We start from the raw sequence: 23855 nt of genomic DNA, 5'->3' as shown, positions 1-23855 counted from the left end.
CTGGCCCTCCGGGCCGGGAGGGGCCTGGCCCTCCGGGCCGGGAGGGGCCTGGCCCTCCGGGCCGGGAGGGGCCTGGCGCTCCGGGCCGGGAGGGGCCTGGCGAACCCGGCGCCCCGGGCCCTGGTGAGCCCGACCGGGGCGGGCCTGAGTCGGACTCCAGCGGGTCCGAGGGCCCTGGTGGGCCCGGCGCCCCGGACCCCGCCGATCCCGGAGCCGACCGTACGAGTGTGAGCGAGCACGGTGGCGCGGACACGAGCGGACCCGGTGCCGACCGTCCGGACGCGAGCGGACCGGCCCGGCCCGACGCGGGCTGACTCCGCCCCGGCGGGGCGTGGTCACGCCCCGCCTCCCGGCCCGGACGGGCAGACCCCGCCGCTCGCGCCGGGCGCAACCGCACACGCTCCGCCGGACCCACCCGCCACGGCTGAACCGGACCCGCCCGCCAAAGCACGACCGGCCCCGCCCCACCCGGACGCGAGCCGCCCCCGTACGGCCCGACACCCGCGACCGCCCCCGCTCCGGCAGCCGGAGGGAACCGGGCGTCCCGGCTAGCCTCGGCCCATGTTCCTCGAGCCCCTCGTTCCGGCCGACGACGGTGACCTGCCCGGCCCGCTGCTCACCGAGCTGACCGCGCTCTACGCCTCGAACCACGCCTTCTTCGCGCTCAGCGGCGACTTCCCCGACCCGGGCGACATCCGCACCGAGCAGGTCGCCGCCGCGCTCGCCGACGAACTCGCCACCCCCGGCGCGCGGGTCCTGCTCGCCCGGTCCGAGGGGCGGCTCGTCGCCGTCGCCGTGACGCTCGACCGCCACCCCGCCCGGGCCGACGACCCCGACCCGTGGATCGGGCTGCTCCTCGTGGACGCGCGGGTCCACCGGGCCGGATGGGGGCGCCGGGTGGCGGCGGCCGTCGAGGAGCGCTTCCGCGCCGCGGGCCGGACGGGCCTGCGCCTCGCCGTCCTGGAGAACAACTCCCAGGGCCAGGCCTTCTGGACCTCGCTCGGCTACGAACTCCTCGACCGGCGCCGGGACCTGCGCCACGACCGCCCCTGCGCGGTGCTCCGCAAGGCTCTGTGACGCGAGCCCCGGCGCCCGGCTGACGTCACCGTTCGTCCGGCTTGCCCTCGCCGTACAGCCAGTCCGACCACACCCGCCGCAGCTCCGCGCGCGTCTCGTCGTCGCCCGCGTGCTCCTCCACGTACGCGGTGAAGTCCTCGGTGTCCGCGGTGCGGTGCCGGTACGTCTCCGTCCAGCCCTGCACGATCTCGTAGAACGCGTCGTCGCCGACGGTCTCACGGACCTTCTGGATGACCATGGCGCCGCGTTCGTAGACGGGGTCATCGGAGATGCTCGCGGCGTCGGGCTGCTTGGCGGGCGGGAAGGCCCAGGGCGCCTCGTTGTCCTCCTCGCGTTCGTAGAGGTCGCCGTCGTAGAGCGCGTCGACGGTCTCCTCGACCGTGTCGCCGCCGTTGTCCTCCTCGTACAGCCACTGGGCGAACGTCGCGAAGCCCTCGTTGAGCCACATGTCCCGCCACGTCTTCGGCGTGACGGAGTTGCCGAACCACTGGTGGGCCAACTCGTGGACGAGCGTGGTGGTGTCGGCCTGCCCGACGGGGAACAGCGGCTTGGTCTGGGTCTCCAGGGCGTAGCCGAGGTCCGAGCGGCCCTCGACGACGGCGCCGGTGGAGGAGAAGGGGTAGGCGCCGAAGTTGGTCTCCGCCCACTCCATGATGTCGGGGATGTCGGCGAGGACCTTCTCGGTCCGCTCGTACTGCTTCTCCGGCAGCGTCGGGTCGATCGCCGTGAGGACGGGTACGCCGTGCTTGCCGGGCGTGGTCGACGCCTTGAGGTCGTAGTCGCCGACGACCACGGTCGCCAGGTAGGAGGCCATCGGCTCGGCGTTGCGCCAGGCGAAGGTGGTGCGGCCGCCGGAGGTGGTCTGCCGCGTCAGCTCGCCGTTGGAGAGCGCCTTGAGGCCCTTGGGGACGGTGACCTCGATGTCGTACGAGGCCTTGTCGCTGGGGTGGTGGTTGCCGGGGAACCACGCCATCGAGCCCGTGGGCTGGCCGGTGGCGAGCGCGCTGTCGTCCGCCGGCAGCCAGCCCTCCTTGGAGCCGTCGGCGTCCGTGATCGTCCGCGGGGTACCGGAGTAGCGCACGGTCACGCGGAACGTCTCGCCGCGGTCGAGGTCCTCGTGGGGGCGCACGGTCAGCTCGTCGCCCGCGCGCTGGAAGCGGGCCTTGCGGCCCTCGACGGTCACGGACCGCACGTCCAGGCCCTTGAGGTCGAGGTTGAAGGCGCTGAGGTTCTTGGCGGCGCGCGCGGTGATCTCCGCGGTGCCGGTGAGGTGGCGGGAGCCGGGGTCGTAACCGAGCTTCAGGCCGTAGTGCCGGACGTCGTAGCCGCCGTTGCCGAGCTTCGGGAAGTACGGGTCGCGGACGCCCGCGGCACCGGGTGTGCCCTGCACGCCGCCGCCCGTGCACGCGGTGAGCGCGGTGGCGAGGGCGGCGGCGCAGAGCAGCGCGAGGTGGGTGCGACGGGGCCCCTTGGTCAGGGGGGCGGTGGCTCGGTAGTTCACCTCGGTGATCCTATGGCCACCGGTCCCTCTGGCCGGGTGGTGTGCCGTGCCGGGGCGGCGGTTCGGCGCCGGGTCAGCGGTTCAGCGCCGCCACGCCCGCCTTGGCGAACTTCTCGTCCAGGTCCCCGCTCGGCGTGCCCGCCACGCCGATGCCCGCGACCGGGGCGCCCTTCGCGGTGACCGGGGCGCCGCCCGCGAGGAAGAGCGTGCCGGGGATGTCCTTCAGGTTCGGCGCCTGTGCCAGGCGCTTGGCCAGCTCGGAGGTGGGTGCGTTCCAGGACACGGCGGTGAAGGCCTTGCGCTCGGCGGACTCGGGCGACTGCGGGCCCGCGCCGTCGCCGCGCAGGGTGACGATCGTGTTGCCGTTGCGGTCGACGACCGCGACCGTGACGCGCTGGTTCTCCTTCTTCGCGGCGTCCAGCGCCGCCTGCGCGGCCCGCGTGGCGGCGGCCGTGCTGAGGTGCGTGCTCTGCGTCAGGTTCCGGTTCCCCGCGTCGGCGGTGACGGCGGCCTTGGCGGCGGCGTCCGGGGTGCCCGCGGTGGCGGACACCGCGCCGAACGTCCCGGCGCCGACGGTGGCGAGGACGGCGGCGGCGGTCAGGACGCGGGCGCGCGGCGAGAGCTTCTGCATGGCGGGGCTCCTTGGATACGAGTGCGTACGACTACGCGGGACGGGGCGGAGACCGGTGGGCGGCGAGGGCGCCGGACCGGCCCCGTGCTTCGATCCTGCGGCCGGGGAACGGCCCGCCCCGTCGGCGTACCGGCTGGCAGCCGCGCGCGGTCCGGCCGACCCCCGGGTCAGCCGATCGGTTGACCCCGGGATGGGTCCGGCGGGCCACAATGGGGGTGTTTGCCCAGTTCACGCGCGTGCGAGGGAGGTGGAGGCGGTGCGGGTGTCCGGTGTGACGGTGCGGGGTGGCGGTGCCGCCGGGCCAGGCGGTGGCGTCGACGGGCCAGGTGAGGGCGTCGACGGGCAGGGTGGGGGCGGGCCAGGCAGGGACAGGTCAGGCAGGGGCGGGTCAGGTGGGGGCGATGGGGAGGGTGGGAAGGGTGGGGGCGGTGGTGACGGGCGGTGGCTCGCGGCTGTCATGCACGCCGCGTTCTTCCTCCTGCTCACCGCGTCCCTCACGCGCTTCCTGCTGCGCCACCCCGGCGAACCCCGTACGCCCTGGATCATCGCCCTGTCGGCCGTCCTCGCCCTGCTGTACGTCCTCGGACCCGCGCTCGGCGCCACCCCTGACCCGCCCCGGCTGCTGTGGCTGGGCGCGGTCGTCGGGGTCTGGGTCGTCCTGGTGGTCCTCGCGCCCAGCTACGCGTGGTGCGCGGTGCCCCTGTTCTACACGGGCCTCAGGACGCTGCCCACCCGCGCGGCCCTCGCCCTCGTCGCCGTCCTCACCGCCCTCGTGGTCGCGGCCCAGCTCCGCCTCGCGGACGGCTTCGACCCGAACCTCGCCCTCGCGCCGCCCGCCGTGGCCGCGGTCGCGACGGCGGTCTTCGTCCACATGCAGCGGCAGTCGGCGCGGCAGCGCGCCCTCATCGACGACCTCCTGCGCACCCGGCGCGAGCTCGCCGCCACCGAGCGGCGCGAGGGCACGCTCGCCGAGCGCCAACGCCTGTCCATGGAGATCCACGACACGCTGGCCCAGGGCTTGTCCAGCCAGCGGATGCTGCTCCAGGCGGCGGACCGGGTATGGGACACCGACGCGGCGGCGGCCCGCGCCCACGTCCGCACCGCCGAGTCCATCGCCGACCGGGGCCTGGCCGAGGCCCGCCGCCTGGTGCGGGACCTGGCGCCCGTGGACCTCGCGGAGGCCGGCCCGGACCCGGCGCGGGCCCTGCCCACGGCGCTGCGGGCGCTGGCGCGGCGGGAGTCGGGAGCGGGCCTGACGGTACGGTTCCACGCCGAGGGCGCCCCGGCGGCCCTTCCCGACCGGGCCCGTGCGGCCCTCCTGCGCATCGCCCAGGGCGCGCTCGCCAACGTACGCGAGCACGCGGGGGCGCGGACGGCCGCCGTGACGCTCACGTACCTGGACGACCAGGTGGTCCTCGACGTCGCGGACGACGGGCGGGGGTTCTCGCCGGGGGCGTCGGGCGGGGCGGCCGGGCCGGGCCCGGCCGGGGCCGCACGGGGTGCGCGCGGGCACGGCCTGCCCGCGATCCGGGCCCGGGCGGCACAACTGGGCGGCACGCTGACGGTGGAGTCGACGCCGGGCGAGGGCACGGTGCTGTCGGTGGCCATCCCCTGGACGGGGCCCGGCCCCGCCTCCGGAGCGGGACCGGGCCCCGGAGCGGGACCAGAACCCGGACCAGGAGCAAGCCCGGGACCAGGACCCGGCCCGGGGCCCGGAACCGGATCGGGACCGGGGCTGGGGCCAGGACCAGGACCAGGACCCGGAGCGGCAGCGGAACCGGCACCAAGACCGGGACCAGAACCCGGACCGGCGCCAGGACCACGAGCGGCACACGACGAGGACGCGGGGCCGCCGGACGACGGACACCACGACGGCGCAGGCACGCCCGACCACCGGCACCACGACACCCCAGCCCCACCCGACCACCGGCACCACAACACCCCAGCCCCACCCGACCACCGGCACCACGACACCCCAGCCGCACCCGACCACCGGCACCACAACCCCGCGCCCCCGCCGCCCCAAGAACATCCGCACCACGAACACCCGCACCAAACCCCCGGGCAGGAGCCACGATGAGCAGCACAGCCGACGGCCGTACGCCGGCGTCGGGGCCCGGCGGCACCGGTCCCGCGCACCGGGGCACCCCGGAGGGCCCGGGTGCCCCGGTGCGGCTTCTCGTCTGTGACGACCACGCCGTCGTCCGCGCCGGGCTGCTCGCCCTGCTCGGCAGCGCCCCCGGCGTCGAGGTGTGCGGCGAGGCGGGTTCCGGCGAGGAGGCGGTGGCGCTCGCCGCCAAGCTGCGGCCGGACGTGGTGCTCATGGACCTGCAACTGGGCCCCGGCATGGACGGCGTGGAGGCCACCCGCCGGATCGCGGCCGCGGCCGCCGGGGGCCCGCCGCACGTCCTGGTGCTCACCACGTACGACACCGACGCCGACGTCACCCGCGCCGTCGAGGCGGGCGCGACCGGCTACCTGCTCAAGGCCGAGCGGCCCGAGGAGCTGTTCGCCGCGATCCACGCCGCCGCCCAGGGGCGTACGGCCCTGTCGCCGCCGGTCGCCTCCCGCGTGATGGCCCGTATGCGCGCGCCCCGCCCCGGCCTCACCCCCCGCGAGCGCGACATCCTGGGCCAGCTCGCCCAGGGCCTCGGCAACCGCGACATCGCCCGGGCCCTGTTCATCAGCGAGGCCACGGTGAAGACCCACCTCGGCCGCATCTACGACAAGCTCGGCGTGGAGACGCGGGCCGGAGCGGTGGCGGTGGCCAAGGAGCAGCGCCTGCTGCCGTGACCGGCGGCCCGCCGGACGGCCCCCGTACGGCTAGGGCACGCGGGGGTAGCGGGCCAGCAGGGTCCACACCGCCGGGTTCTCGCCCAGGGTCTCGTGCAGATCGGTCAGGTCGGCCACCACGTCGTGCAGGAAGTCCCGCGCCTCGCGGCGCAGCTCGGCGTGGGAGAACGTGAGCGGCGGCTCGCCCGGGTCCAGCCAGTCGGCGTCGATGTCGACCCAGCCGAAGCGCCGCTCGAAGAGCATGCGGTCGGTGGACTCGGTGAAGTCGAGCTCGGCGTGGCGGGGGCGCGCCGCCCTGCTGCCCAGCGGGTCCTGGTCGAGCAGCTCCACGATGTCGCACAGCGCCCACGCGAAGTCGAGCACCGGCACCCATCCCCAGGCTGTGGACAGTTCCCGGTCGGCCTCGGTGTCGGCCAGGTACACGTCCCCGCAGAACAGGTCGTGCCGCAGCGCGCGGACGTCCGCCGTGCGGTAGTCCGTCTGCGGGGGGTCGGGGAAGCGGCGGGAGAGGGCGTAGCCGATGTCGAGCACGGGTCGATGGTGTCATGCGCCACCCGCCCACCCGGCCGTGCCCGCCGGACCCCGGCCACCCCGCCCGACCACGCCACCCGGAGAGCCACCCGGGGAGCCGCCCGGCCGTGCCCCCTGGGCTCCGGGCCGCCCCGCCATGTCACATTCCCGGCCACCCGGCCCGTCGTACCTCACGAGAGAAAACCACGCACCGAGCAGCGCAGCGCCGATCGCCGAGCGCCGCGCGACGCACCACGAGGATCCACGAGGACCCACGACAGAAACGGACTCCGCCCATGGCCCGCGCCACCAGCCCCCGTATCCGTCAGCACCCGCCCGCCGCCCCCGCCACCGTCACCGTCGTCGGCGGCGGCTTCGCCGGGCTCGCCGCCGCCATCGCCGCGGCCGAGGGCGGCGCCCGGGTCACCGTGCACGAGGCGCACCACACGCTCGGCGGCCGCGCCCGTACGGCGGACGGCACGTACCGTACGAACGAAGGACCGCACGCCCTCTACAACGGCGGCCCCCACTGGGCCTGGCTCAAGCAGCGGGACCTGCTCGGCCCGCTCGCCCCGCTGCCACCCCTCGAAGGCACCCGGCTGCGGCTGCGCCACCACGGCTCGCTGCGCCGCACCCCGCCCCTGGCCATGCTGCGGCTGCTGCGCCGCTCCCCCGAACAGGCCCCCGTCGACGAGGACTTCCACACCTGGGCGAGCCGCCAGGTCGGCGAGGAGGGGGCGCGGGCCGCCGCGCACTACACCGCCGTGGCCCTGTTCCACCACGACCCGGGCTCGCTGTCCGCCCGCTTCGTGCACACCCGGCTGCGCCGCGCCACCAAGCTGCCGCCGGAGGCGCACTACCCGGTCGGCGGCTGGGGCGCGGTCGTCGACCGGATGGCCGCCCGCGCCTGGAACCTGGGCGTCCGCGTGGAGACCCTGTCCCGGGTGCACGACCTCGACGAGCACGCCCGCCGCGGCCCCGTCATCGTCGCCACCTCGCTCGACGCCGCCCGGCGGCTGCTCAAGGACGACACCCTGACCTGGGAGAGCGGGCGCACCGCCCTGATCGACCTGGCGCTGCGCTCCCGCCGCGGCGATCTGTTCGCGCTGTCGGACCTGGACGGCACCGGCTGGATCGAGCGCTTCACCGCGCAGGACCGCACCCTCGCCCCCGAGGGCGAACAGCTCCTCCAGGGCCAGGTGCCGCTCGCCCCGCACGAGTCGGCGGCCGACGGCGTGGCCCGCGCCGAGGAACTGCTCGACCTCGGCTTCCGCGACTGGCGCGAGCGCGTGACCTGGCGCCGCTCCGCGGTGGCGAACGGCCGCACCGGCGCCGTCGACCGGCCCGGTACGACCTGGCGCGACCGGCCCGCGGTGGACCGGGGCGACGGCGTGTTCCTGGCGGGCGACCAGGTGGCGGCGCCGGGGCTGCTCAGCGAGGTCTCCTTCAACAGCGCGATCGAGGCGGTGTCGCTCGCCCTGACCGGCACCGGCCGCCTCGGCGCGGACACGCCCTGGGTCGACCTGGAGACGGCGTGACGGAGGGCACCCGACGGAAGGCGTGCGCAGGAAGGCACTTGACCTGAACCGGACTTGAGGTTGAACAGTGAACCCACCAGCGAAAGGAGCCCCCTCATGCACGCCGTCCGCCTGCACGCCTTCGGCCCCGCCGAGAACCTCACCTACGAGACGGTCGAGGACCCCGTACCGGGCCCGGGCCAGGTGCGCGTCGCCGTGGCCGCCGCCGGGGTGCACCTGGTCGACACCACCCTCAGAGGCGGCGACAAGGGCCCGGCGCCCGCGCTGCCCGAGCTGCCGACGATCCCGGGCCGCGAGGTCGCCGGCACCGTCGAGTCCGTCGGCCCGGACGTGGACCCCGCCTGGCTCGGCAAGCGCGTCGTCGCCCACATCGGCTTCGTCCCCGGCGGCTACGCCGAGCTGACCGTCACCGAGGCGGCCCGCCTGCACGAACTGCCCGACACGCTCGGCTTCCCCGAGGCGGTGGCGCTCATCGGCACCGGGCGCACGACGATGGGCATCCTCCAGTTCACCGAGCTCGACGGCGACTCGGTCGTCGTCGTCCCGGCCGCGGCCGGCGGCATCGGCACGCTGCTCGTGCAGTACGCCAAGCACGCCGGCGCCACGGTCGTCGGCCTCGCGGGCGGCCCCGCCAAGGTCGCCCGCGTCACCGCGAACGGCGCCGACCTGGCCGTGGACTACACCGACCCGGCCTGGTCCGACGAGGTGCGCACCTACCTGAAGGGCCTCGGCGACGGCGGCCGCACCGCGACCGTGGTCTTCGACGGCGTGGGCGGCGACACCGGGCGCGCCGCCGTGGACCTGCTCGGCCCGGGCGGTACGCACCTCTCCTTCGGCTGGTCGGAGAAGAAGGGCCCGGTGTCCCTGACGAACGAGGAGCTGGCCGCGCGCTCCATCACCCAGATCAACCCGCTGGGCGCCGCCATGACGGAGAAGGCGGGCGGCGAGAACCCCATCCGCACCCTGGAGCTGGCCGCCCTGCACGCGTACGCGGGCGGTTACTTCACCCCCGCCGTCCAGACCTACCCCCTCGCCCGGGCGGCCGCGGCCCACCGCGCCCTGGAGACCCGCGCCACGACGGGCAAGGTCGTACTGATTCCGTGACGGAGGGTGACGGCCGTCCCGGTGAAAATCGGATGCCCGTCACCGCCCACCCGAACTACCGTCCGTTTCATGGACTCCGCACCCCTGAGCCCCGCCCCGTCCACGATCACCTTCCGCGACCTCCCGGACACCGACCTGGACCGCGCCCTCGACCTCCTCTACCTGGTCTTCCACGAGACCCCGGAGGACGAGAAGCGCAAGCACCACCACGACCTGCTCCGCACCTGCGACCGCGTCGGCGCGTACGACGGGGAGACGCTCGTCGGCCTGCTCGCCACCTTCCGCTTCACCCTGTCCGTGCCCGGCGGCGAGCTGCCCTGCCCGGGCGTCTCCTTCGTCTCCGTGGCCCCCACGCACCGCCGCCGCGGCGTGCTCTCCGGCATGATCGCGGAGCTGTTCGGCCGGTGCGGCGCGCAGGGCCGCCCGCTGGCGGCGCTGTGGGCGTCGGAGGACGCCATCTACGGCCGCTTCGGCTTCGGCCCGGCCACGTACGGCGCCACCGTCGAGATCAACTCCGAGCGCCCGCTGGCGCTGCGCGTCACCCCGGCCGACGGCCCCCTGCGCCTGGTGGACCCGGCCGCCGCCCCGGAGCTCCTGGCGGCGTACTACGACCGCACGCGCACCGCACGCGCGGGCCGCATCCACCGCACCGACGCCTGGTGGAGCGAGGAGTGGATGGTCACCGAGGACGAGGACGACGACGACCTCTCGCCGCCGCGCGTGGTCGTCCTCGGCACCCGCGAGGACCCCCGGGCCGTCGCCGGGTACGCGATCTACCGCACCAAGACCCGCGACGACGCCCCCGGCATGATCCGCCTGGACGAGCTGGAGGCCGACACCCCGCAGGGCGCGGCCGCGCTCTGGCGCTACCTGGCCTCGATCGACCTGACGGGCCTGGTCCGCGCCTGGGGCCGCCCGCTGGACGACCCGCTGCTGCACTTCGCCGCCGACCGCGACCAGGTCCGGGTGACAGGACAGTACCCGGCGCTGCGGGTACGGCTCGTCGACGTCCGCGCGGCGCTCCTCGGCCGCTCCTGGGCGGCCCCCGTCGACCTGGTCCTGGAGGTCCGCGACGCCCGTGTCCCGGCCAACGACGGCCGCTTCCGCCTGCGGATCACCTCCGGTACCGGCACCGGGGCGGCGTACGAGGCCGCGTACGACCCCACCGAGGCCCCCGCCGACCTCGCCCTCGACGTGCGGGACCTGGCCTCGGCCTACCTCGGCGGCGTGCCGGTCGTCTCCTTCGTACGGGCCGGGGTCGCCACCGAGCACACCCCGGGCGCGGCCGCGGCCCTGGACGCGGCGCTCAGGACCGAGCTGCTGCCGCACACCGTCGACGAGTTCTGACCGCTCAGCGGGCGGCGCCCGGCACCGGGACGGCCTCGCCGGCCGGGGTGCCGAGCGCCGCCAGCGCCCCGTCGGTCAGCCGGTACACGCTCCACTCGTCCTGCGGCTTCGCGCCGAGCGACTCGTAGAAGGCGATCGACGGGGCGTTCCAGTTCAGGACGGACCACTCCAGGCGCTCGTAGCCGCGCTCGACGCAGATCCGCGCGAGCTCCCGCAGCAGCGCCTTGCCGTGGCCGCCCCCGCGCGCGGCGGGGCGCACGTACAGGTCCTCCAGGTAGATGCCGTGCACCCCGCGCCAGGTGGAGAAGTTCAGGAACCACAGGGCGAAACCGACCGGCTCCCCCGTCGCGTCGTCCTCGGCGATGTGGGCGTACGCGGCGGGCCGTTCGCCGAACAGCGCCTCGTGGAGCTGCTCCTGGGTGGCCCGCGCCTCGTGGAGTGCCTTCTCGTACTCCGCGAGCTCACGGATCATGGTGTGGATCAGGGGGACGTCGGCCGGTGCGGCGGTACGAATCATGAACGCAGCAAGCCACAGCCGCCGTCGGCGGGTCAACAGCGAAGGCCCGGCGGTACTGGCCGCCCTGGCCGTCCTCGCCGCCCTCCTCACCGGCTGCGGCGAGGCGGCCGACCGCCCGGCGGACCCCGCCTGGTGGTCCCCGGCCCCCGGCGAAGTCACCGCCTGGGACTGGCAGATCAGCGAGCCGTACGACCTCTCGCCCCTGCCCGGGCGGCACCAGATGTACGACCTCGACCTCTTCGACCTGGCCCCCGCGGGCTCCGAACTCCGCTACGCCGACGGCGGGACCGTCGATGTACCGGCGGGCCCGCTCGCCGGGAAGATCGACGAACTGCACGCCCGCTCCCCGCGCCCGGTCGTGATCTGCTACCTCGACACGGGCGCGTACGAGCACTACCGGCCCGACGCGGCCCGCTTCCCCGGCCACCGCGCGCGCCTGCGCGACCTGCCCAACCGCCCCGACGCGCCCGCCGACGGCTCGGTGATCGGCTGGGACACCGGCTGGGAGGGCGAGCGCTGGCTCGACCTGCGCGAGGACTCCCGTGACGCCTTCGCCGACATCGTGTGGGCCCGCCTCGACCTGGCCGCGCGCATGGGCTGCGACGGCGTGGAGCCCGACCAGAACAACCCGCGCGGCAACGACCCGGGCTTCCCCGTCCCCCTGGCCGACCAGCTCTCCTGGTACCGCGAGGTGGCGAAGCAGGCGCACGCCCGCGGCCTGTCCGTCGGCCTGAAGAACGGGCACGACGAACCCGGCGCGGCGGCCCGGCTCGTGGACCACTTCGACTGGGCGCTGCCCGAGGAGTGCGTGGAGTACGACGAGTGCGGCGAGCTGCGGCCCTTCGTGGAGGCGGGCAAGGCGGTGTTCGCCGTGGACTACCGGGGCTCGGTGCCCGACCCGGCGAAGGCCTGCGCCCGGCACCGGCGGCACGGGTTCGACGGCCTCGTCAAGGACGAGCCGCCGACGGGCGCGTACCGCAGGGCGTGTACGCGGCCGTGAGCTCCCCGGCCGCCGCGGGGTGGCCTCGGCCCGTGGGGGCGCGGTCGCCTCAGTCGTCGCCGAGCAGCCGCCGCGCGAGCACCAGGTCCTCCTCCGGCAGCGGCCGGCCGTCCTCGACCTCCCACAGCGCGTTCTGCAGCACCCGGCCCAGCGTCCACGCCAGCGCCCGCTCCCGGTCGAGGCCGAGGACCTCGGTCATCGCGTCGAAGCGCCAGCGCACGTCGTCCGGGTCGAAGAGGTTGTTCAGGCCGGGCCACAGGTCGAAGCCGGGGTCGCCCGCGAGGGGCTTGGGGTCGATGGCCAGCCACGGCTCGCGGTCGGCGGCCAGGACGTTGTCGAAGTGCAGGTCCCAGTGCAGCAGGCGGTCGCCCGCCTCGTCCACGACCTCGCGGACCGCGTCCGCGCAGCGCGCCACGAGCGCCCGGTCGGCGGGGTCGCCGATCGCCTCCAGGGCGGCCGGGGTGTCGGCGAGCATCTGCCGCGCGATGTCCTCCAGGGTGCGCATGCCCGCGGGGGCGGGCCCGGCGGTGAGCCGGGCGAGCAGTTCGGCGAGGACCACGACGCCCTTGCGGGTCTCGTCCTTCCCGGCCTCCGCGAACCGCGTCAGCTCGCCGCCCGCGCGGGCCCGTTCCAGGAGCATGGTGCCGGTCGCGGCGTCGTGGTCGAGCAGCCGGACCGCGCCGTCGCCGTCCCACACGCGCAGCGCGACCGGCTCGCCCTCGGTCTCCTCGTCCAGCGCCTGGAACTTCACCACGGCCGCGCTGCCGTCCCGCCGCTCCACCGGCAGCACCAGCGAGGCCATGCCGTACATCGAGTCCCCCGTCGGCGTCAGCTCCCACCGCTGAAGGAACTCCACCGCCCGCGCGGGCAGCGCGGCGATGAACGCGCGCCCCGCCTCGCCCCCGTACAGATGCTGCGACTTGACCAGTGCGTCCGGTACGTGGATATCGATCACGCGGGCGACCCTACGCGGCGACGCCCCGCCGCCCCACCGAATTTCCCGGGGCGGCGCGGGCGTTGGGACGCCCCGGGGCTCAGACCCCGGCCTTCCTCAGGACCTTGGCGAAGGCGTCCTTGCTGTACAGCGAGTCGGAGGGGGCCTTCTCGCCGTCGACCTCGACGGTCGGCGTCCCGGTGACGCCGTCCTTCTCGAAGGCGCGCATGGCCGTGCCGACCCAGTCCTTGTACGTGTTCCGGTTCACCGCGTCCTTGAACGCGGCGTCCTCGATCCCCGCCGCCTCGCCGATCTTCAGCAGGAAGGCGGGCGTGAAGCCGTCCTCGCTCTCCTCGGGCTGGTTGGTGAAGAGCGCGGAGTGGAACTGCGGGAACCTGCCCGTCTCCACGGCGGCCCGCAGCGCGTTGGCGGCGTTCTTGGAGCCGTTGCCGCCGAGGTTGTTGTCGAGGAACGAGGCGATCGTGTACTCGACCTTCACCTTCCCGGCGGCGAGCCCCGGCACCAGCGCCTGCGCGCCGCCCTCCTCGAACTTCTTGCAGAAGGGGCAGCGCGGGTCCTCGTACACCGTGACCGTGACCCCGGCCGACGGCTTGCCCACGGTGATGACGCCGCCCTCGACCTTCGTGGCCACCTTCTCCAGGTCGTTCACGGAGGCGGGCGGGACCTTCGCCTCCGGGACGTCCTCGGGGGACCCGGTGGTCTCCCCGGAGGCCCCGGCGGACGAGGGGGGCGGCGGGCTGGACGTGGACGCGGAGGCCGACGGGGAAGGGGACTCCCGCACCTTGTCGAACGGGCTGCTGCCACTGTCGTCCGAGTCGTCACACGCGGTGACCATGGCACCGAACAGCGCGACGGCGGCCACCGAGGCGGCCACGCGCCCGGCCTTGCGTACGGCCATGAAACACGTCCTCCAGTAAGCGTCAGGTACCGCTGAGGGCACTCGAAGTACCGGAAATCTATCCGACCCCTCCCCGAGGCCTTCCGGCCCCGGTGCGGTCCGGGCCGCACGCGGCGCGGGTCAGCGGGGCTTCCGTACGGCGACGACGTCGAGCTCCAGGACCACCCGCGGGGCGACCATGAGCGAGGTGAGGGCGTTCCAGTTCACGCCCCAGCCCTTGCGGTCGATGGTGGCGCCGCCCTTGAAGGCGACGTGGAAGCCGCCGTCCGCGTCGGTCCCGCCGCCGGTCAGGGCGAGGTCGAGGGCGACCTGGCGGACCACGTCCCGGACGGCGAGGTCACCGGCGACCGTGTACCGGGTCTCGTCGTGGCGGGTCACCCCGGTGGAGGTGAAGGAGAGGGCCGGGTGCCGGTCCCCGTCCAGGAACTTGCCCCACACCAGGTCGTCCCGCTGCCGGTTGCCGGTGTGGATGCTCCGCGCCTCGACGGTGAGCCAGGCCCGGGACCGCGCCGGGTCGTCCGCGTCCAGCCGGGCCCCGCCCGCGAACGCCGCGAAGTGGCCGCGCACCCTGGTGGACATCGTGTGCCGGGCGACGAACGCCACGCGGGTGCGGGCGGTGTCGAAGACGTAGTCGCCGGTGAGTTCGTCGGGCCTGAGAACGGTGGACATGGCGGATCACTCCTGTGGGACGGGGGCCGGTTGCGGGGAGCGGCGGCCGTTCACCGGGCCGTTCGCGTCCCGGCACTTCGACGGGACAGCCCCGCGGAATGTGAGGCGCACCGCCGCGACCTCACATTCCGCGGGGCTGTCCCGTCATACGCATGTCGGCAGAGACGATCCGCAGGATCGGCGGAGGGAGTTCCACCACCATGACCCACACGAACCCGCCCGGGCGGCCGGACCACCTCTTCGCTGTAAAGAACGTTCGTTCCAGTGAGGAGGACGGTCCCGGGTGGCCGGAGGACGGGCCCGACCCGGTCCTGAGTGCGGTCCAGGCCGAGCGGAGCCGCCTGATCAACCTCGCGTACCGCCTCCTCGGCTCCCTCGCCGACGCCGAGGACGTCGTACAGGAGGCCTATCTGCGCTGGTACGCCATGACGCCGCGGGAGCAGGCCGCCATCGAGGTCCCCGGCGCCTGGCTGGCGCGGGTGACCAGCCGCGTCTGCCTGGACCAGCTCCGCTCGGCCAGGGCCCGGCGCGAGCGCTACGTCGGCGAGTGGATCCCCGAGCCGCTGCCCGACCGTACGGAGTGGGCCGCGGGGCTGCCCGGCGGCCGGTCCGACGAGCCCGCCGACCCGGCCGACCGGGTCACGCTGGACGAGTCGGTGAACATGGCGTTCCTCGTCGTGCTCGACGCGATGACCCCGGCCGAGCGCGTCGCGTTCATCCTGCACGACGTCTTCCGCTACTCCTTCGCCGAAGTCGCCGAGATCGTCGGCCGGACCCCGGCGGCGTGCCGGCAGCTCGCCTCGTCGGCCCGCCGCCGCATGCGCGCCTCGGCCGCGCCCGCGGCCCCGACGGCCCGGCGCGCCGCCCTCGTCAGGGACTTCAAGGAGGCGTGGGAGGCCAAGGACATCGAGGCCCTGGTCGGCCTGCTGCACCCCGAGGCGACGGGCCTCGCGGACGGCGGCGGCCTGGCCGCCGCCGCGCTCCACCCGCTGGCGGGCGGCGAGGTCGTCGCGCGCTACCTGGTGGACCTCGCCGAGCGGCTCGCGGGCCAGACCCTTCTGGAGCGCACGGTCAACGGCCAGCCCGGCCTGGTCGTCCAGCAGGACGGCGTCACGGTCTCGGTCCTGGCCTTCGACGTCACGGACGACCGGATCAGCCGCCTCTGGGCGGTGCGCAACCCCGAGAAGCTCCGCACCTGGACGGCGGCCGACTGACCCGTGCCCGCCGGGCCGGAGGCGTCACACCCTCCCGGCCCGGTGCTTCACCGCGGCCAGCGCGGCGTCCCACGGGTAGTCCACCGGCGCCCCCGCCCCCGGCGGCCCGGGGACGAACCCGCCCTCGCCGTACAGCACGGTGACGCCCTGCTCGCGCAACTCCTCCACGCTGCGGTCGAATTGCCGGTGCCGGGCGTACGCGGCGCTCACGCACGGCACCGCCACCGTCGGTACGTTCCTGCCGATGCCCTCGGCGACGACGCCCACCACGAAGTTCCCCGTCAGCCCGAGGGCCCAGGAGTTGATGGTGTGGAACGTCGCGGGGGCGAAGAGGACGACGTCCGCCTCGGGCCAGACTTCGGGCTCACCGGGCAGCGCGTAGTCGCTGCGCACCGGGTGCCCCGTCAGCGCGGCCAGCCCGTCGATGCTCACGTCGAGCCACCGGGCCGCCGTAGGCGTCAGCCCGAGGCACACGTCCCAGCCATCCGCCTGCGCCGCCTCGATCACTCCCGCCACATCGAACAGAGGCGGCGCGGCCGAGCCGAACAAGTACAGAGTCGGAGAGGTCATACCCGCATCCCACCCCGCCAAGACGATCACACGCAACCACACGCCCACCCACGGACCCGGGCGCACACCCGGCGGGCCCGCTCCGTCGCCCCTGGTCAGCGCAGGGCGCCGATGGCCTTGACGATCAGCGCCCGGGCGTCGGCGCCGTACACGGCGATGGAGCGGAGCTGGTCGAACGCCTTCTCGTAGAGGGCGATCTCGCTGGGCTGCGTCACGGTCACGCGGGCCGACAGGAGCTCGATCGACACCAGGGTGTCGTCGTACATGTGGAACGTCTCCATGGGCCAGACGGCCCGCTCGGGCGACGACATCGGGATGACGCCGAGCGCCACGGAGGAGAAGGTGCCCGCAGTCAGCAGGTGTCCTAGCTGCGCGGCCATGGAGTCCGCGTCACACACCTGGTGCCGCAGCGCTGCTTCCTCGACGAGCAGCACGAACCGGCGGCCGGGTTCGTGCAGGATGCGTGAGCGCTCCAGACGGGCGGCCACGGCGTCGACGACGTCGTCCGGGATCTCCCGGAATTCGGTGATGGAGGACAGCAGCCCCAGCGCGTACCCCTCGGTCTGGAGGAGCCCGGGTATCAGGGTCGCGGAGTAGACGCGGAACTGCCGGGTCGACCTGAACAGGGGCAGATAGCTGTTCTGGAGCTGCTTCAGACCGGCGCGGACCTTGCGGCGCCATTCCACGTACATCGACTCGGCGTTGTGGGACTGGGCGATGATGTCGACGGCTTGCTCGGGCACGCCGCACGCCGCGCACCAGCGGCGGATGTCGTCCGTCGAAGGCGGCGTCCGCGCGTTCTCGATGCGGTAGGTCTTGGGGTGGGACCAGCCGCAGCGCGAGGCCAGCTCGGACCCGCTGATTCCCGCGTCGGCGCGCAGCTCACGCAGGCGTTGTGCGACGCTCTCGCGTGCCGCTTGCGCCGCTGACGACGGGGAGATGGGCATGAGCCTGCCGCGAGCTAGCGGATCTCGTAGGACTCGTGCGGGACGGCCCGATCCCACACCGCTTCGAAGGCCTGCGCGCACAGCTTCGCCGCGTCAGGGTCCTCGCTGATTTCTCCTCCGGCCGAGCCACCGTCCCCCGTGAAGTGATTCCACCGCACCAGGCGCCCGTCGATGAGCCAGAAGTCGTTGCCGGGCAGCGCGAGAGCGGAGGCCTGCCGACGGGGCAGCCACCGAACCTCCTCTCCGGCCGCGATGTTGGTGAACGTGTTGTCGTAGAGGAAACGGGTGTACTCGCTCACCGGTTCAGACACGATGCGGGCGCGGCGCACCCGGACGCCTCGGGCTACGGTCCGCGCGATCAGGTCGAGCCAGGGACGCCACCAGGAGTCCCGGTCGTTCGGATGGTGCCGGAAGCCGCCGCGCCAGTCGGCGAACGGGCCCTTCTCGTAGTCGACCGCGTAGGAGTCGCGCATCTCCAGGTGGACTGCCGACTCCCGTGCCGAGCCGAGGAGTTCATCCCACGCCGGGACGTTCGAGTGCATCGCATGCCTCCCTGATGATGCTGATCATCCTGGCAGGGATTCGGACCACGCCCTCGCCCTCCGGAATCCCCTTGGCATGGCCCGGGACTTCCGTGGCCGCGCATTGCGCTTCGAGCTCGGGGCTGGGCCTCCATCCCTGGAAGACAAGCTCCTGTGCTTCTGGGTCCGCCCACACGGTAGGGCTCTCGCCGTCGCCCGTGTTGGGGTCGATCCCGATGAACCGTAGCGCCATGGCCGCCTCCGCTGCCGTTGGTGTGCACGGATGAACAGCACTGTCACTCAGCCGAGTTGGCCGGTCAAGGGGGCCTTCCTGGCGGGGGGAGTGCTCACATTGCCGTGTACATCGGTGCACATCGCTGGCCGTGACACACCGCGCGTCCCTAGCGTCGAGAGACACAGCAAGGGCCCCGGCGACCGCGCGAACGACCCCGGGGCGTGGCCGACCGGATGGAGTCGACATGGCCGAGACGACGGTGGCCGCGGGCGCTGTCACCTGGCTCACGGAAGCGGGCGCCGATGTCCGCGGAGCCCTCGCCGAGCGGGACCGCGGCGACCTCGCGCCCGTGCTGCACACCCTGACCCACGTCGAGGTCCCCGTCCCCGCGCGGACGGCACGGTCCCGGTACGCCCCGCAGACCACCACGGAGGGGGCGAGGACGTGATCGCCCGTGACCTGTCCCCGCTGGAGAGGCGGGCCGAAGCCGCGTACCTGATCTACCTGGAGCACCTGCGCACCTGCCCCCGCTGCGCCCTGGGCTGGACCACCAAGGAGCGGTGCCGCGGCGCCGTCTACCTGCGCCACGACCTCCGCGAAGCCAGGAGAGCTGTGGCCCGGTACGAGCCACGCCCGCAGCGGACGAGGCGCCGGTGAGCGGCAGCGGACGAGGACAGCCGACGACGGGCGACGACGGGCGGCACGACGAGCGCGGCAGCGACGCTCCCGGCGGCCGACGGAAAGGCCCCGGCCCCCGCCTCACCTGGGGAAACCGGGGCCAAAACCCTGCTCGGAAGGGAGCCCCCTGTCGGATTCGAACCGACGACCTTCGCTTTACAAGAGCGGCGCTCTGACCAACTGAGCTAAGGAGGCCTGCACGGGCCGGCGCGCGGCCGTGCCCGTGCAGTGTAACCAACCCACCCCCCGCCACAGTCGAAAATCTCCTCGAAGGTCATCGGCTCCGGACTACTGACAGACCGGTGACCAGCGGGGTAGCGTCACCGGAAGTTCAGACGACTGGACTAGACCCATCCTTTACTCGGATCGTCCGGCACGTTCCTGCCGGTGAAGGGGGCCCCTCACCATGGCCACTGTTACGTTCGACAAGGCGACCCGCGTCTACCCGGGCTCCGACAAGCCCGCCGTGGACGGCCTCGACATCGCGATCGAGGACGGCGAGTTCCTCGTCCTGGTCGGCCCGTCCGGCTGCGGCAAGTCCACCTCCCTGCGCATGCTCGCGGGCCTGGAGGACGTGAACGCCGGCGCCATCCGCATCGGCGAGCGCGACGTCACGCACCTGCCGCCGAAGGACCGGGACATCGCCATGGTGTTCCAGAACTACGCGCTGTACCCGCACATGACCGTCGCCGCCAACATGGGCTTCGCCCTGAAGATCGCGGGCGTCGACAAGGCCACCATCCGGCAGAAGGTCGAGGAGGCGGCGAAGATCCTCGACCTCACCGAGTACCTGGACCGCAAGCCCAAGGCCCTGTCCGGCGGTCAGCGCCAGCGCGTCGCGATGGGCCGCGCCATCGTCCGCGAGCCGCAGGTCTTCCTCATGGACGAGCCGCTGTCGAACCTCGACGCCAAGCTCCGCGTGTCGACGCGTACGCAGATCGCCAGCCTCCAGCGCCGCCTCGGCATCACCACCGTGTACGTCACCCACGACCAGGTCGAGGCCATGACCATGGGCGACCGCGTGGCGGTCCTCAAGGACGGCCTGCTCCAGCAGGTCGACTCGCCGCGCAACATGTACGACCGCCCCGCCAACCTCTTCGTCGCGGGCTTCATCGGCTCCCCGGCGATGAACCTCGTCGAGGTGCCGATCACCGACGGCGGCGTGAAGTTCGGCAACTCGGTGGTCCCGGTCAACCGCGAGGCGCTGGCCGCCGCGGCCGACAAGGGCGACCGTACGGTGACCGTCGGCGTCCGCCCGGAGCACTTCGACGTGGTCGAGCAGAACGGCGCCGCCGCGAAGTCCCTGTCGAAGGAGACCGAGGACGCCCCGGCCGGCCTCGCCGTGTCCGTGAACGTCGTCGAGGAGCTCGGCGCCGACGGGTACGTGTACGGGACCGCGGAGGTCGGTGGCGAGCAGAAGGACCTCGTGGTCCGGGTGAACGGGCGCCAGGTGCCGGAGAAGGGCTCCCAGCTCCACGTCGTGCCCCGGCCGGGCGAGACCCACGTGTTCTCGACGTCCACGGGCGAACGCCTCAGCGACTGACGCCCCCGGAGGGGGCGTGGCCCACCCGTTCAACGCCCCCTCCCACCTCACCGGCCCACCCCTGCGGCGCCACCCCCACGCACCCGTGCACGCGGCCCGGCAACGCCCGCCCGCCCCCGACGCCCATCACCCTCCGCGGCGCCCTCCCACCCACCACCGCTACCGCGACGCCGCTCCCTCCCACCACCGCCACCACGGCGCCCTTCCCTCCCACCCACCCGTGCGGCCCCGCTCCACCCGGCTGGCCCCGACGCGGAGCGCCGTCCGTGGCGCCCCCGCCTGCCGCTACCGCGGCGGTCCTCCCTCCCACCCACCCGTACAGCCCGGCTCCGCCCGGCCAGCCCGACGCGGAGCGCCGCCCGTGGCGCGCCCATCCACCGCCGCCGTCGCGGCGCCCCTTCTCCCGTGCGGCCCGGCACCACCCGCCCGACCCCATCGCACAGCGCTGTTCATCGCGCCCCATCCAGCCGCCGCTACCGCGGCGATCCCCCTCCCACCCACCCGTGCAGCCCCGCTCCGCCCAGCCAGCCCCAACGCGGAGCGCCACCCGTGGCGCCCCCCACCCACCGCCGCCATCGCGGCGCCCCTTCTCCCGTGCGGCCCAGCTCCGCCCGGTCGGCCCCATCGCACAGCGCTGTTCGTCGCCCCCCGTCCAGCCGCCGCTACCGTGGCGATCCTCCCTCCCACCCACCCGTGCAGCCCTGCTCTGCCCGGCCAGCCCCGACGGCGGAGCACCGCCCGTGGCGAGCCCATCCGCCGCTACCGCGGCGCTCCTCCCTCCCACCCACCCGTGCAGCCCGGCTCCGCCCCGCCGGCCCCGACGCACAGCACCGCCCGTGGCAGCCCATACACCGCCGCCATCGCGGCACCCCTACCACCCGTGCGACCCGGCTCCACCCGGCCAGCCCCGACGCACAGCACCGCCCCTGGCACCCCATACACCACCGCCACCGCGGCACCCCTCCCACCCGTGCGGCCCGGCACCACCCGCCCGACCCCGTCGCGCAGCGCTGTTCATCGCGCCCCATCCAGCCGCCGCTGCCGCGGCGCCCCTCCCACCCGTGCGGCCCAGCTTCTATGCGGGGCATGGCCCCGTGGTGCCCCACTCAGCCGTGCGGTTCAGCCCCGCCCGTCCGGCCCGGACGTGGAGCGCTGTCGGTGGCGCCCCACCACGTCGCGCCACCCGGCCCGCCCAGTCCAGACGCGCAGCGCCCGCCCATGGCACCCCCACCCAGGCCGCAAAGCGCAGCGGCCCTCCCGCCCCACGCCCCCGGCGCCGCCCGCCCAACCCGGCCGCGCAGCGCCGCTCACTGCACCCCGCCCAAGCCCAGGAACACCCAGCTCGCCACGCAGCCTCCCGGCCGGCAGCCGCCTCACCGAACGCCGCCCGCCCGCCCCTCACGCGAAGCGCCACCTCTCACGCCCCCTCAGGTGTGTCCCTGCGGCCACCACCCAGCAGGCAGCAGCAACCCGGCCGACCCCGCAAGAGGCCTTCCCCACCCGCCACCACCGACGGCAGGGGCGGGTGGGTGGGACCAACCTGCCGGTGACGGACAGCCGCGCCGCAGAGGAGGCTGTCGAGAGCGTCCCCGCCCGGGTCCGGGTGGATGGCCGTCAGCGGAGCCGGGCACTCCGCGCCCAGGAGTGGCTCACCGCCGATGGGCCCGGCCGCCCTTCCGGAGACGTGCCGCCCGGATGCAGGGCCCACCGCCGGAGCGGGTCGCAGGGCCCCCGTCCCCGCAGGGCGCGGGCGGGTGGGTGGGAGCACCCCGGCGGCACCCGGCGCAGCCCCGCGAAAGCCGGCCGCGACAGCAGCACCCACGCGCACCGCCGCACCCGGCGCCGGGCAGGCGCCAGGACCGCGAGGCAAGTCGACTCCCGGGCGGGAGGCAGGCCCACGGGCCACCACGCCCCGCTCTGGCCGGCAGGCCCACGGGCCACCGCACCCCGGCCAGGCCGGCAGGCCCGCAGGCCACCACGCCCCGGCCAGGCCGGCAGGCCCGCAGGCCACCACGCCCCGGCCAGGCCGGCAGGCCCGCGGGCCACCACGCCCTGGCCAGGCAGGCAGGAGCGAACCCCGTCAAGCCGCCCGCAGGGCCCCCCGGCCGCTCCCGGACATCTCCGCCCGTTGTCGACAAATACCCCGGCACATCGGTCATTTCACCCCGGGTTCGTCAACACCCACGACGCCAAACCACTTTGCCCGTCCCCCGACCGGGTGACTAAATGTCGCCAAATCATCACCTAGCGCTACCCTCACTCGCGTGACGCACTCCGCCAACCACACCCAGAAGCCGCGCCGAGGCCACCGCGGCCCCGGCCGCCGCATCGGGCGCACGCTCGCCCTCGTCCTGCCCGTCGTCCTGGTGCTGTCCGGCACGCTCGCGGTCACCCGGGTCGACTGGACCGGCAGCTCCTCGGACTCGGTCCTCACCGCGTCCGCGGGCGACCTCTCCGCCCCGGCCAGGTCCCGCGCCCCGCAGGACGTCCTGCGCGACCGGCTGCTCCTGGAGCTCCAGGAGAAGAACCCCGGGGTGGCCCTGACCCACCTCCAGGAGGAGGTCGACCGGCACCCCTCGCTCGCCAAGCATTGCGCGTCCCTGGCCCGCGCCCTCGGCCGCGCGGCCGTCCGCGCGTACGGCCCGAGCCGGGCGCAGTCGTACGCCCGCCCGGTGTGCGACACGTCCTTCGCCGCGGGCGTCGCCGCCCACCACAACGACTGAACGGCACCGGGCCGCCCCCGGCCCCACCCCTAGCACCCCCTGACGCCGCCGGTCACGTCGGAACCCTGCGCGCCCCAACGCGTAGGGTTCCGTCATGACCACCGGTGACACCCACCCCGCAAAGCCCACGCAGGCCGTCGTCCTGGCCGGCGGCCAGGGCTCCCGGCTGCGCCCGTACACCGATGATCGCCCCAAGCCCATGGTCGAGATCCCCGGCACGGGTACGCCGATCATCGGCCACCAGTTGGCCTGGCTCGCGGCCGAGGGCGTGACGGACGCGGTCGTCTCCTGCGGCCACCTGGCCGACGTGCTCAAGGACTGGCTCGACCAGGCCGACCTGCCGCTGAAGGTCACCACCGTCGTCGAGACGGAGCCGCTGGGCCGCGGCGGCGGACTCAAGTACGCGGCCGCGCACCTGCCCAAGACCGACCAGCCCTGGTACGCGACGAACGGCGACATCTGGACCCGCTTCTCGCTGCGCGACATGGCCGCCTTCCACGCCGAGCGCGACGCCACGGCCACGCTCGCCCTGGCCCGCCCGCGCATCCCCTGGGGCGCCGTGGAGACCAACCGGTTCGGGCAGATCACGGACTTCATCGAGGCCCCGCCGTCGCCGTACCTGATCAACGCGGGCGTGTACGTCTTCTCCGCCGACTTCACCGGCCTGCTGCCCGACCGCGGCGACCACGAGCGCACCACGTTCCCGCGCCTGGCCCGCGAGAAGCGCCTGGCGGGCTTCCCGCTGCCGCAGGGCGCGTACTGGCGCGCCATCGACACCGCGAAGGACCTCACCGAGGCCGCCAAGGAACTGGCCGCCCAGCGCCGCTGACGCGCCCCGCGCAGGAGGGGAGGGGCCCCGCACACCGTCCGTGTGCGGGGCCCCT

General features: G+C 74.6%; 23 protein-coding genes, 1 tRNA gene and 1 pseudogene. 13 read left to right on the top strand and 12 right to left on the bottom strand.

The genetic code is table 11. The features are described 5' to 3' along the window. Window positions 1-561 precede the first annotated feature (561 nt). Window positions 562-1077 (top strand): GNAT family N-acetyltransferase, encoded by a 516-nt coding sequence (locus IE330_RS10415; protein ID WP_190135632.1) that lies wholly within the window; start codon window positions 562-564, stop codon window positions 1075-1077. 25 nt (window positions 1078-1102) lie between these two features. Here the strand turns inward: IE330_RS10415 and IE330_RS10410 are convergent, their stop codons facing one another. Further along, window positions 1103-2578 carry a M1 family metallopeptidase gene (locus IE330_RS10410; RefSeq protein WP_190135631.1) on the bottom strand — a complete coding sequence of 492 codons (1476 nt, stop codon included), beginning with the start codon at window positions 2576-2578 and terminating at the stop codon, window positions 1103-1105. A gap of 73 nt (window positions 2579-2651) precedes the next feature. Next, window positions 2652-3209, bottom strand: a complete 558-nt coding sequence (locus tag IE330_RS10405; RefSeq protein WP_190135630.1) for a GlcG/HbpS family heme-binding protein — start codon at window positions 3207-3209, stop codon at window positions 2652-2654. Window positions 3210-3399: 190 nt separating this feature from the next. On the opposite strand from IE330_RS10405, the pseudogene IE330_RS10400 reads away from it, so the two are divergent. Together IE330_RS10400 and IE330_RS10395 are read left to right on the top strand one after the other, a co-directional pair. Next, window positions 3400-4827, top strand: a pseudogene (locus tag IE330_RS10400) (sensor histidine kinase); the annotation flags it as partial. Between the two features lie 458 nt (window positions 4828-5285). Further along, entirely contained in the window at window positions 5286-6002 is a 717-nt protein-coding gene (locus IE330_RS10395) for a response regulator (protein WP_190135628.1), read from the top strand. 30 nt (window positions 6003-6032) lie between these two features. Here the strand turns inward: IE330_RS10395 and IE330_RS10390 are convergent, their stop codons facing one another. Further along, a complete protein-coding gene (locus IE330_RS10390) occupies window positions 6033-6533 on the bottom strand; it encodes a hypothetical protein (protein ID WP_190135627.1) in 501 nt (166 codons plus the stop codon). Window positions 6534-6808: 275 nt separating this feature from the next. On the opposite strand from IE330_RS10390, the gene IE330_RS10385 reads away from it, so the two are divergent. From IE330_RS10385 to IE330_RS10375, 3 genes are all read left to right on the top strand, one after another. Next, complete coding sequence (locus tag IE330_RS10385; protein ID WP_190135626.1) at window positions 6809-8050, top strand: NAD(P)-binding protein; 1242 nt, start codon at window positions 6809-6811, stop codon at window positions 8048-8050. 96 nt (window positions 8051-8146) lie between these two features. Then, window positions 8147-9154 (top strand): zinc-binding dehydrogenase, encoded by a 1008-nt coding sequence (locus IE330_RS10380; protein WP_190135625.1) that lies wholly within the window; start codon window positions 8147-8149, stop codon window positions 9152-9154. A 69-nt stretch (window positions 9155-9223) separates the two neighbouring features. Beyond that, on the top strand, window positions 9224-10501 hold the full coding sequence (locus IE330_RS10375; RefSeq protein ID WP_190135624.1) for a GNAT family N-acetyltransferase: 1278 nt from the start codon (window positions 9224-9226) through the stop codon (window positions 10499-10501). A 4-nt stretch (window positions 10502-10505) separates the two neighbouring features. Here the strand turns inward: IE330_RS10375 and IE330_RS10370 are convergent, their stop codons facing one another. After that, window positions 10506-11018: a GNAT family N-acetyltransferase gene (locus IE330_RS10370; protein WP_190135623.1), complete on the bottom strand. Its 513-nt coding sequence runs from the start codon at window positions 11016-11018 to the stop codon at window positions 10506-10508. On the opposite strand from IE330_RS10370, the gene IE330_RS10365 reads away from it, so the two are divergent. Beyond that, a complete protein-coding gene (locus tag IE330_RS10365) occupies window positions 11017-12018 on the top strand; it encodes an endo alpha-1,4 polygalactosaminidase (RefSeq protein ID WP_190135622.1) in 1002 nt (333 codons plus the stop codon). The two genes, IE330_RS10370 and IE330_RS10365, sit on opposite strands and share 2 nt — an antisense overlap. Window positions 12019-12067: 49 nt before the next feature. Here the strand turns inward: IE330_RS10365 and IE330_RS10360 are convergent, their stop codons facing one another. The 3 genes from IE330_RS10360 to IE330_RS10350 all read right to left on the bottom strand — a co-directional run bounded on the left by IE330_RS10360 (window position 12068) and on the right by IE330_RS10350 (window position 14540). Next, complete coding sequence (locus IE330_RS10360) at window positions 12068-12973, bottom strand: aminoglycoside phosphotransferase family protein (RefSeq protein WP_190135621.1); 906 nt, start codon at window positions 12971-12973, stop codon at window positions 12068-12070. A gap of 79 nt (window positions 12974-13052) precedes the next feature. Next, window positions 13053-13871 (bottom strand): DsbA family protein, encoded by an 819-nt coding sequence (locus IE330_RS10355; RefSeq protein ID WP_190135620.1) that lies wholly within the window; start codon window positions 13869-13871, stop codon window positions 13053-13055. 120 nt (window positions 13872-13991) lie between these two features. After that, complete coding sequence (locus IE330_RS10350; protein WP_190135619.1) at window positions 13992-14540, bottom strand: YceI family protein; 549 nt, start codon at window positions 14538-14540, stop codon at window positions 13992-13994. A 200-nt stretch (window positions 14541-14740) separates the two neighbouring features. On the opposite strand from IE330_RS10350, the gene sigJ reads away from it, so the two are divergent. Further along, window positions 14741-15754 carry an RNA polymerase sigma factor SigJ gene (gene sigJ / locus IE330_RS10345; protein WP_190135618.1) on the top strand — a complete coding sequence of 338 codons (1014 nt, stop codon included), beginning with the start codon at window positions 14741-14743 and terminating at the stop codon, window positions 15752-15754. Between the two features lie 24 nt (window positions 15755-15778). Here the strand turns inward: sigJ and IE330_RS10340 are convergent, their stop codons facing one another. From IE330_RS10340 to IE330_RS38810, 4 genes are all read right to left on the bottom strand, one after another. Next, a complete protein-coding gene (locus tag IE330_RS10340) occupies window positions 15779-16324 on the bottom strand; it encodes a flavoprotein (RefSeq protein ID WP_190135617.1) in 546 nt (181 codons plus the stop codon). A gap of 95 nt (window positions 16325-16419) precedes the next feature. Next, window positions 16420-17271, bottom strand: coding sequence for a helix-turn-helix domain-containing protein (locus IE330_RS10335; protein ID WP_190135616.1), 852 nt, complete (start codon window positions 17269-17271; stop codon window positions 16420-16422). A 14-nt stretch (window positions 17272-17285) separates the two neighbouring features. Further along, the gene (locus tag IE330_RS10330; protein WP_190135615.1) at window positions 17286-17813 is read right to left on the bottom strand and encodes a DUF6879 family protein; all 528 of its coding nucleotides are present in this window, start codon (window positions 17811-17813) and stop codon (window positions 17286-17288) included. Beyond that, on the bottom strand, window positions 17785-18045 hold the full coding sequence (locus IE330_RS38810; RefSeq protein ID WP_229925537.1) for a hypothetical protein: 261 nt from the start codon (window positions 18043-18045) through the stop codon (window positions 17785-17787). Before IE330_RS38810 ends, IE330_RS10330 begins: the two co-directional genes overlap by 29 nt. A 226-nt stretch (window positions 18046-18271) precedes the next feature. On the opposite strand from IE330_RS38810, the gene IE330_RS10325 reads away from it, so the two are divergent. Together IE330_RS10325 and IE330_RS10320 are read left to right on the top strand one after the other, a co-directional pair. Then, the gene (locus tag IE330_RS10325; RefSeq protein WP_190135614.1) at window positions 18272-18475 is read left to right on the top strand and encodes a hypothetical protein; all 204 of its coding nucleotides are present in this window, start codon (window positions 18272-18274) and stop codon (window positions 18473-18475) included. Then, window positions 18472-18684, top strand: a complete 213-nt coding sequence (locus IE330_RS10320) for a hypothetical protein (protein ID WP_190135613.1) — start codon at window positions 18472-18474, stop codon at window positions 18682-18684. The genes IE330_RS10325 and IE330_RS10320 overlap by 4 nt, the downstream gene beginning before the upstream one ends. 142 nt (window positions 18685-18826) lie before the next feature. Here the strand turns inward: IE330_RS10320 and IE330_RS10315 are convergent. Beyond that, a tRNA-Thr gene (locus IE330_RS10315) sits at window positions 18827-18900 on the bottom strand. A gap of 211 nt (window positions 18901-19111) precedes the next feature. On the opposite strand from IE330_RS10315, the gene IE330_RS10310 reads away from it, so the two are divergent. The 3 genes from IE330_RS10310 to IE330_RS10300 all read left to right on the top strand — a co-directional run bounded on the left by IE330_RS10310 (window position 19112) and on the right by IE330_RS10300 (window position 23800). Next, complete coding sequence (locus IE330_RS10310; protein ID WP_190135612.1) at window positions 19112-20248, top strand: ABC transporter ATP-binding protein; 1137 nt, start codon at window positions 19112-19114, stop codon at window positions 20246-20248. Window positions 20249-22512: 2264 nt separating this feature from the next. Then, window positions 22513-22971 (top strand): hypothetical protein, encoded by a 459-nt coding sequence (locus tag IE330_RS10305; protein ID WP_190135611.1) that lies wholly within the window; start codon window positions 22513-22515, stop codon window positions 22969-22971. 94 nt (window positions 22972-23065) lie between these two features. After that, window positions 23066-23800, top strand: a complete 735-nt coding sequence (locus IE330_RS10300) for a nucleotidyltransferase family protein (protein ID WP_190135610.1) — start codon at window positions 23066-23068, stop codon at window positions 23798-23800. The last annotated feature ends 55 nt before the right edge of the window (window positions 23801-23855 follow it).

Origin of the sequence: Streptomyces longispororuber (assembly GCF_014656095.1) — a bacterium.
Taxonomy (GTDB): domain Bacteria; phylum Actinomycetota; class Actinomycetes; order Streptomycetales; family Streptomycetaceae; genus Streptomyces; species Streptomyces longispororuber.
Note: the sequence above shows the minus strand (reverse complement) of the source record. Positions and strands in the feature narration are given on the sequence as shown.

What these genes read in the sequence shown, in the direction of transcription:
- IE330_RS10325 (WP_190135614.1), top strand. Translation starts at nt 18,272, where the DNA reads ATGGCCGAGACGACGGTGGCCGCGGGCGCTGTCACCTGGCTCACGGAA.
- IE330_RS10330 (WP_190135615.1), bottom strand. Translation starts at nt 17,813, where the DNA reads ATGCACTCGAACGTCCCGGCGTGGGATGAACTCCTCGGCTCGGCACGG.
- IE330_RS10370 (WP_190135623.1), bottom strand. Translation starts at nt 11,018, where the DNA reads ATGATTCGTACCGCCGCACCGGCCGACGTCCCCCTGATCCACACCATG.
- IE330_RS10350 (WP_190135619.1), bottom strand. Translation starts at nt 14,540, where the DNA reads ATGTCCACCGTTCTCAGGCCCGACGAACTCACCGGCGACTACGTCTTC.
- IE330_RS10415 (WP_190135632.1), top strand. Translation starts at nt 562, where the DNA reads ATGTTCCTCGAGCCCCTCGTTCCGGCCGACGACGGTGACCTGCCCGGC.
- IE330_RS10380 (WP_190135625.1), top strand. Translation starts at nt 8,147, where the DNA reads ATGCACGCCGTCCGCCTGCACGCCTTCGGCCCCGCCGAGAACCTCACC.
- IE330_RS10300 (WP_190135610.1), top strand. Translation starts at nt 23,066, where the DNA reads ATGACCACCGGTGACACCCACCCCGCAAAGCCCACGCAGGCCGTCGTC.
- IE330_RS10385 (WP_190135626.1), top strand. Translation starts at nt 6,809, where the DNA reads ATGGCCCGCGCCACCAGCCCCCGTATCCGTCAGCACCCGCCCGCCGCC.
- IE330_RS38810 (WP_229925537.1), bottom strand. Translation starts at nt 18,045, where the DNA reads ATGGCGCTACGGTTCATCGGGATCGACCCCAACACGGGCGACGGCGAG.
- IE330_RS10375 (WP_190135624.1), top strand. Translation starts at nt 9,224, where the DNA reads ATGGACTCCGCACCCCTGAGCCCCGCCCCGTCCACGATCACCTTCCGC.
- IE330_RS10355 (WP_190135620.1), bottom strand. Translation starts at nt 13,871, where the DNA reads ATGGCCGTACGCAAGGCCGGGCGCGTGGCCGCCTCGGTGGCCGCCGTC.
- IE330_RS10365 (WP_190135622.1), top strand. Translation starts at nt 11,017, where the DNA reads ATGAACGCAGCAAGCCACAGCCGCCGTCGGCGGGTCAACAGCGAAGGC.
- IE330_RS10405 (WP_190135630.1), bottom strand. Translation starts at nt 3,209, where the DNA reads ATGCAGAAGCTCTCGCCGCGCGCCCGCGTCCTGACCGCCGCCGCCGTC.
- IE330_RS10340 (WP_190135617.1), bottom strand. Translation starts at nt 16,324, where the DNA reads ATGACCTCTCCGACTCTGTACTTGTTCGGCTCGGCCGCGCCGCCTCTG.
- sigJ (WP_190135618.1), top strand. Translation starts at nt 14,741, where the DNA reads ATGACCCACACGAACCCGCCCGGGCGGCCGGACCACCTCTTCGCTGTA.
- IE330_RS10335 (WP_190135616.1), bottom strand. Translation starts at nt 17,271, where the DNA reads ATGCCCATCTCCCCGTCGTCAGCGGCGCAAGCGGCACGCGAGAGCGTC.
- IE330_RS10310 (WP_190135612.1), top strand. Translation starts at nt 19,112, where the DNA reads ATGGCCACTGTTACGTTCGACAAGGCGACCCGCGTCTACCCGGGCTCC.
- IE330_RS10395 (WP_190135628.1), top strand. Translation starts at nt 5,286, where the DNA reads ATGAGCAGCACAGCCGACGGCCGTACGCCGGCGTCGGGGCCCGGCGGC.